Origin of the sequence: Phytobacter sp. V69 (assembly GCF_965644215.1) — a bacterium.
Taxonomy (GTDB): Bacteria; Pseudomonadota; Gammaproteobacteria; order Enterobacterales; family Enterobacteriaceae; genus Phytobacter.
In genome coordinates this window covers 1-5,413 of sequence record NZ_CBFFRL010000259.1, presented here as the reverse complement: position 1 = coordinate 5,413, position 5,413 = coordinate 1, and the positions used below count along the sequence as shown (strand labels likewise).

At 52.9% G+C, this 5,413-nt stretch carries 5 protein-coding genes; 3 read left to right on the top strand and 2 right to left on the bottom strand.

The features are described 5' to 3' along the window. Positions 1 to 142 precede the first annotated feature (142 nt). The 3 genes from mliC to tyrS all read left to right on the top strand — a co-directional run bounded on the left by mliC (position 143) and on the right by tyrS (position 2,579). The gene (mliC, locus tag ACSZPU_RS22975; RefSeq protein WP_499003558.1) at positions 143 to 466 is read left to right on the top strand and encodes a C-type lysozyme inhibitor; all 324 of its coding nucleotides are present in this window, start codon (positions 143 to 145) and stop codon (positions 464 to 466) included. 57 nt (positions 467 to 523) lie between these two features. Beyond that, positions 524 to 1,180 (top strand): pyridoxamine 5'-phosphate oxidase, encoded by a 657-nt coding sequence (gene pdxH, locus ACSZPU_RS22970; protein ID WP_499003556.1) that lies wholly within the window; start codon positions 524 to 526, stop codon positions 1,178 to 1,180. Between the two features lie 124 nt (positions 1,181 to 1,304). After that, positions 1,305 to 2,579 (top strand): tyrosine--tRNA ligase, encoded by a 1,275-nt coding sequence (tyrS, locus tag ACSZPU_RS22965; protein WP_499003554.1) that lies wholly within the window; start codon positions 1,305 to 1,307, stop codon positions 2,577 to 2,579. 74 nt (positions 2,580 to 2,653) lie between these two features. On the opposite strand, the gene gstA is transcribed toward tyrS, so the two are convergent. Further along, positions 2,654 to 3,256: a glutathione transferase GstA gene (gene gstA, locus ACSZPU_RS22960; RefSeq protein WP_499003551.1), complete on the bottom strand. Its 603-nt coding sequence runs from the start codon at positions 3,254 to 3,256 to the stop codon at positions 2,654 to 2,656. Positions 3,257 to 3,361: 105 nt separating this feature from the next. After that, positions 3,362 to 4,864, bottom strand: a complete 1,503-nt coding sequence (dtpA, locus tag ACSZPU_RS22955; RefSeq protein ID WP_499003549.1) for a dipeptide/tripeptide permease DtpA — start codon at positions 4,862 to 4,864, stop codon at positions 3,362 to 3,364. Positions 4,865 to 5,413 lie beyond the last annotated feature (549 nt).

Here is a 5,413-nt window from a genome sequence, read left to right as displayed (position 1 = left end):
TAGTCATGATAATAGGGCCTTCTGATTAGAAGGCCCTATTATCAATGATTTTTATCCTCGTGACGACACTATCTAGACTCTGGTTTTTACGGAGGACGTTTTTCGCGTCCTCCAGGACCAGGACCGTCTCGGGAAAAACCTAATGAAAAGAGTGTTAATCGCCTGCCTCCCCATGCTTCTCGCCGGATGTAGCTACTACAACCAGTTTGTTGAGCGTATGAACACGGATACGCTTAACTATCAGTGTGACGAAAAGCCGCTTACTGTAAAACTGAACAACCCCCGCCAGGAAGTGAGCTTTATCTATGACAATACGCCGCTGGTGCTCAAGCAGGGGCTGTCGGCTTCGGGGGCGCGCTACACCGACGGTATTTATGTCTTCTGGTCGAAGGTCGACAGCGCCACGGTCTACAAACGCGATCGCATCGTCCTGAACAACTGCCAGTTACAAAATCCGCGACATTGAGATTTTCGCAAGGGGGGGGCACAATAGCCCCACCTGATAATTTATCTTGCTAACGCCATGTCTGATAACGATCATTTCGAGCAAATTGCGCATCTGCGCCGTGAATACACCAAAGGCGGCTTACGCCGTGCCGATCTCCCCGCCGAACCGTTGCCGCTGTTTGAACGCTGGCTGGGCCAGGCGTGTGAAGCCAAACTCGCCGACCCGACCGCGATGGTCGTGGCGACCGTCGATGAAAACGGGCAGCCTTACCAGCGTATCGTGCTGCTCAAGCACTACGACGAGAAAGGCCTGGTCTTTTATACCAACCTGGGTAGCCGCAAAGCGCATCAGATTGAGAAAAACCCGGCCATCAGCCTGCTTTTCCCGTGGCACATGCTGGAACGTCAGGTGATGGTGATCGGTAAAGCCGAACGCCTGTCGACCCTGGAAGTGGTGAAGTATTTCCACAGCCGTCCGCGTGACAGCCAGATTGGCGCGTGGGTCTCCCAGCAGTCCAGCCGGATTTCCGCGCGGGGGATTCTGGAAAGCAAATTCCTTGAGCTTAAACAGAAGTTCCAGCAGGGCGAAGTTCCGTTGCCGAGCTTCTGGGGCGGTTTCCGCGTCAGCATCGATCAAATGGAGTTCTGGCAGGGGGGGGCACACCGTCTCCACGATCGTTTTTTATACCAGCGCGAGAATGACGCATGGAAAATTGATCGCCTCGCACCCTAATCCCTGAAAAATGTTGCGCTAAGCGCTGGTGCTCCTGCATCCGGCGCTTTATTCTATGTAACTTTCGCAACTGGCGAAAAGTCGTGTACCGGCAGAGGTGCAGTCGTTTTAAATGGAGAATTTGATGGCAAGCAGTAACTTGATTAAACAATTGCAAGAGCGCGGGCTGGTAGCCCAGGTGACGGACGAGGAAGCGTTAGCAGAGCGACTGGCGCAAGGCCCGATCGCGCTCTATTGCGGCTTCGATCCCACCGCCGACAGCTTGCATTTGGGGCATCTAGTTCCATTGTTATGCCTGAAACGCTTCCAGGAAGCAGGGCACAAGCCTGTCGCACTGGTTGGTGGCGCAACGGGTCTGATTGGCGACCCGAGCTTTAAAGCCGCTGAGCGTAAACTGAATACCGAAGATACGGTGCAGGAGTGGGTGGATAAAATCCGCAAACAGGTTGCTCCGTTTCTCGACTTCGACTGTGGAGAAAACTCGGCGATTGCCGCCAACAACTACGACTGGTTCGGTGGCATGAACGTGCTGACCTTCCTGCGTGATATCGGCAAGCACTTCTCCGTAAACCAGATGATCAACAAAGAAGCGGTGAAGCAGCGTCTGAATCGTGACGATCAGGGTATCTCGTTTACCGAGTTTTCCTACAACCTGCTGCAGGGCTACGACTTTGCCTGCCTGAACAACCTGCATGGCGTTGCGCTGCAGATTGGCGGTTCCGATCAGTGGGGTAACATCACCTCCGGTATCGACCTGACCCGTCGTCTGCACCAGAATCAGGTGTTCGGTCTGACCGTTCCGCTGATCACCAAAGCTGACGGCACCAAGTTCGGTAAAACCGAAGGCGGCGCGGTCTGGCTCGATCCGAAGAAAACCAGCCCGTACAAGTTCTACCAGTTCTGGATTAACACCGCAGATGCTGACGTGTATCGCTTCCTGAAATTCTTCACCTTTATGGACATTGAAGAAATCAATGCTCTGGAAGAAGAAGACAAGAACAGCGGTAAAGCACCGCGCGCCCAGTATGTGCTGGCCGAACTGGTTACCAAACTGGTTCACGGCGAAGAAGGCCTGGTGGCGGCAAAACGCATCACCGAAAGCCTGTTTAACGGCAACCTGAGCGACCTGAGCGAAGCGGACTTCGAACAGCTGGCGCAGGACGGTGTGCCGATGATCGAGATGGAGAAAGGCGCGGATCTGATGCAGGCGCTGGTGGACTCTGAGCTGCAGCCGTCTCGCGGCCAGGCGCGTAAAACTATCGCCTCCAACGCGGTCACCATCAACGGTGAGAAACAGTCTGACCCGGAATATTTCTTCCAGGAGAGCGATGTGCTGTTCGGTCGCTACACGCTGCTGCGTCGCGGTAAGAAGAACTACTGCCTGGTGTGCTGGAAATAATCGCCAGATATCAGCTAACTAAATGAAAAGGGAGTGGGAAACCACTCCCTTTTCTTATGGCGCAGAGGGGAAGATTAAATGCCTTCCGCCGCCATCGCTGCGGCAACTGCCGGACGAGACGCCACGCGCTGCATATACGCAGTGAGGTTACCCGCTTGTGGGAAGTTCAGTTTCACCGCGACCGCCCAGCGCACAACCGTAAACAGGTATGCATCGGCAATCGAGAAGTTTTCCCCGTTAATCCACTGCTGGTTTGCCAGTGCGGCATCAACATATTCCAGTTTCTTTTCCAGCAGGGCGCGGGCGGTCGGTTTGAACGCTTCCAGGGTGTCCGGACGGAACAGCGGGGTAAAGCCCTTGTGTAGCTCCGTTGCCACGAAATTCAGCCACTCGAGAGTTTTGTAACGGCTCAGAAAACCCACCGGCGGCAGCAGGTCACTTTTCGGCGCGCTGTCAGCCACGTACTGCATGATCGCCACACCTTCGGTTAACAGGGTATTGGCATCAATCGACAGGGCCGGGATCTGGCCTTTCGGGTTGATTGCCAGAAAATCGTCGCCGTTATCCAGGCATTTTTTCGCTAAATCCACGCGCGCCAGTTCGAACTCTTTACCTGCTTCACGCAGAACAATATGAGAAGCCAGCGAGCAGGCGCCTGGTTTATAAAACAGTTTCATTCTTCACTCCTGGTGGTTGAAATCCGGCATAGGTTATTACCTGATGGCATAAAAAAAAAGCCGTTAACGTGCGTTAACGGCTTTCCGCTGAAACTCTGCGCAGTCTTATGCGGTCGCAGTTTCTGATGCTTCCGCGTCTTTATCACCGCCAAGGGTCATGCGGTTCAGTTTCGGCGCGGTGAGGATCATCAGCGCAGCGATAACAGCGGTCACGATACCAATCTGCAGGAACACGTGGCCGTAGATTTCAAGAGACATCAGCGGGTCGGTCACGTTTTCCGGGATAGCCATCTGGTTAGCCACGTAACCTGCGATGATGTTCGCACCGGCAGTGGTCAGGAACCAGCTACCCATGATAAAGCCCATCAGACGCTGTGGAACGAGTTGTGCCACCATAGCGAGGCCCAGACCAGAAATCATCAGCTCACCGATACTCTGCAGCCCGTAGCTCGCGACAAGCCAGTTTACGGAGACGATACCGGCATCGGAGGCGAATTTCGCGCCCAGCGGCAGGATCAGGAACGCACCGGAACACAGCACCATACCGATAGCAAACTTGTACGGCATCGGCAGCGTGTCGCCCATTTTGTTATAGATAGCGGCCAGAATCGGGCTGCCAATGATGATCCAGAACGGGTTCAGTGCCTGGAACTGCTCCGGTTCGAACGTGATACCCAGCAGCGTGTGCTCAACGTTACGAATGGCGAAGAAGTTCAGAGAGGTCGGCATTTGGCTGTACAGAACGAAGAAGACAATCGCCTGCACCATCAGAATAAAGGCGACGATCATTTTACGACGTGCCGCGCCCTGCAGAGCAAAGGTCTCTTTCGCGAAGATGCACACGATGCACAGTGCAACCACACCCAGAACCATACGCGCGATGCCCTGGTTGTGCAGCAGCCAGGTGGCGACCGCGATTAGAACGGCAACGCCCACGATGGTCGCCAGCAGGTAGCCCATACGTACCGGTTCAAAGTCAGGTTTAGAACCGTAGTTTTTCACCCAGCGTTTGCAGAAGGCGAAGTTCACGATGGTGATCAGCAGACCGACAACGCTCAGGGCGAAAGCGGTGCTCCAGCCAAAGCGAGCAGCCAGCCACGGGGTTGCCAGCATGGAGAAGAAGGAACCGACGTTGACGGACATGTAGTACATGGTGAATGCGCCGTCCAGACGTGGATCATCATGGTCATAGCATTTTGACAGCAGGGAGGACGGGTTGGCTTTAAACAGGCCGTTACCGACGGCGATCGCCGCCATGCCCATATAGACGATACCGGCATCGTGACCAGACCAGGCAACCAGCGCGTAACCGATGGCCAGCACGATCGCACCCAGCATAATAACGCGTTTTGTCCCCAGCACTTTATCGCCCAGCCAGCCGCCGATTGCGACAAGACCGTAAACCAGAGCGCTAAAGGATGAAAACAGTGTAATAGAGTCCGCTTCGGACATGCCCAGTTGTTTAACCAGGTAAACAGCCATGATCCCCTGCAGACCATAGAAGCCGAAACGCTCCCACAGCTCGATGGAGAAGATCAAATAGAACGCTTTAGGTTGTTTGAAGGCGTTTAGACTAACGCTTTCTGTTGGTTTGTTTGCAGTTGACACAAATACCTCTTTTTTTACATCCCATATTAACGGGGTGATTCGAGACGCGATGTCCAGTATTCATCGCGCTTATAATTATTGCTGGAGGGAAAACGGCGGGTAATGTTCCCGATCCTGGGGTTTGAGGCAAGACCTTTGTAATGATCTGTTACATTTATCTTTAGCGATATTATAATCCAGCGGTGCGAATGTTATTCAGAGTTAAATTTTGCATGAATACTAAAGACAGTTTTTTTCACTGATGACGGCGGGGGCGAGAGAGTTTAGGGTGATATGTTCTGCTGTTTGGTATTGAAAGCAGTTTATCAGTCTGATCCTATTATGTTTTATGGTCGTATGTGTTGGTTTAATCCGCATATCACACTAAGCTGCCGTTCCATTTGTACAGCAAAGATCCTCTTTTTAACATCCATGCATCAATGTGACAATAATCACACTCTGGTAGAATTTTTTTCGCATAAAAAAATATTGCGTCTAGATAGTGTCGTCACAAGATTTTAGCCCAGAGAGCGATGCATCTGATCTGGACGGCAGCGAGAAATGAGGCCG